Source organism: Companilactobacillus paralimentarius DSM 13238 = JCM 10415 (assembly GCF_001434985.1).
GTDB classification, from domain to species: domain Bacteria; phylum Bacillota; class Bacilli; order Lactobacillales; family Lactobacillaceae; genus Companilactobacillus; species Companilactobacillus paralimentarius.
Map to the genome: position 1 here is coordinate 1 of NZ_AZES01000039.1, position 1,841 is coordinate 1,841.

The following is a 1,841-nucleotide window of genomic DNA, read 5'->3' on the forward strand; positions in this document are numbered from 1 at the left end:
CAAGTCTTCTTTGGTGACTTGTCCGAAAAATTCGATTAATTGTTGCAATCTACCATTTTATAATGGAGGAACAAAAAATGATTAAAAATAAAGTGATTGTCCTTATTGGAGCATCAAGTGGTATTGGTGCCGCCACGACTAAAATATTGGCTCAATAACATGCCAAATTGATACAGCATTAAATCATTTCGAAAGAATTGACGTTTTATATAACAATGCTGGTATTATGCCAGTCAATCTCCTTTCCAAAGGAATGATTGATGAATGAGGAATACTTTAAATGTGAATGTCATGAGGGCCTTGAACGGGATTGCAAGAGAATTTCATAAAAAATGACCATTCTTCAAGTGAAGAATGGTCATTAATTTACAATACAGAATTGGAATAGTCTCAAATTGGGATTAGGGATAGATTTATTCCTCTATCTAGCAACATAACGTATCGTCAACTACATTCGTATATGAACGAGCATTACTAAAGGGAAATGACTTGTTCAACTATTTATACTAACAGGCGGTTAATTGGGTTTTAAACTTTTTTACCGTAAAATAGCATCCCATTTGCTATAAACTACTTTATTAGTACTCAGAATCTTCTGCTAAATTTTTAAAAAACTAATGAACACTTTCTGTTTGAATGCATACAAAAACCTCTTAGATACACAGATTTTTTATTATTTAATCTGTGTACCTAAGGGATAGTATATCCTTCACATGCTAATATGGTTATTGTTTGAGCTTAAGATTTATTGGAATAAAAAATATTGTTAATATAACACATTCAATTAAGTATCATTTGTAGAATGAAACCATAGTTGCTTTTTGTTTTGGTAGATTGCAGAACAATAAGAATAGTTCTGTTTTTAATTTTTATTCTCGCATTATATTATTTTAAAATAATACGAAGTTCCTCTATTGTTATCGCCATGAATTGATCTCCTTTGGTGTTCCCAATTCCCTCACTAACATCTATAAATCCAAATTTTGTAAAATATGACTGTGAATCTTTTATTGCACAGACAGCAAATAGGCTTACGCCAATAACATTTGATATATTTCCAATGACGAAGAAAATTTGCTCCATTAACTTTTGACCATATCCGTTATGTTGGTATTCATTATCAATTCCCATCCAAACCATGTCTATGGTCGGTAATTCAGTATTTCTATTAAGAGTGGGCACATCGAATTTTTGCTTTTTCTTTTTAAGTCTGAATTTTTTAAATATTCTTTGACTTCCAGCATTCAGAGAAAAAAACCTATTACCCTTTTTTCCTTCTCGGAGATTAAGAGAAAGGTTTGCATAATGTTTTTTTCAGAATAGGATAATGCTTTGGTTTTTAAAAAATCATTTATTAACTCATAATCGGATACACTGTTTTTATATTTTTCAATATTTTTGGGTACACAGTTAAAAGATGATAACTTAATATCATCTCTTTCTTTTAATATCGTAATCGGTCTCAATATAAGGTTATCATCCATAATTAATTGTTAAACGAAATTCCTTTTCTGGTAATAACAATATTATTGTTGGACTTATTTAACTCTTTTGAAATATTTTCTAATTCTTTTTTTCTTTCATCAGTTATTGGTTCAAATACTATTTTTCCCCAATTAGAAAGAAGTTTCTTTTTTGAATTATTGTATTCAATCATAATTATTTACCATCCTTATTAAAAATAGATTGCAATAACCCATTTATAGCTAGTTACAATAAACTTTAAAAGCTTTTCCTAAAGTTTATTGTAACTAGCTGGTCAAGCATTGTCAAAATTAATAAAAGCATGACGAATTGTCAAATCAAGCGCAACTTTGTCCCGAAGAAAACTTCAAATGGAC

General features: G+C 29.5%; 2 protein-coding genes. Both read right to left on the minus strand.

The annotated features are described in order from the left end of the window. Positions 1–885 precede the first annotated feature (885 nt). Complete coding sequence (locus tag FD33_RS04560; protein WP_148299221.1) at positions 886–1,140, minus strand: GNAT family N-acetyltransferase; 255 nt, start codon at positions 1,138–1,140, stop codon at positions 886–888. Positions 1,141–1,486: 346 nt separating this feature from the next. Continuing rightward, positions 1,487–1,657 carry a hypothetical protein gene (locus FD33_RS12625; RefSeq protein WP_156407824.1) on the minus strand — a complete coding sequence of 57 codons (171 nt, stop codon included), beginning with the start codon at positions 1,655–1,657 and terminating at the stop codon, positions 1,487–1,489. Positions 1,658–1,841: the final 184 nt, after the last annotated feature.

Coding starts and splice junctions, on each gene's coding strand:
- FD33_RS04560 (WP_148299221.1), bottom strand. CDS start 1,140: ATGGTTTGGATGGGAATTGATAATGAATACCAACATAACGGATATGGT.
- FD33_RS12625 (WP_156407824.1), bottom strand. CDS start 1,657: ATGATTGAATACAATAATTCAAAAAAGAAACTTCTTTCTAATTGGGGA.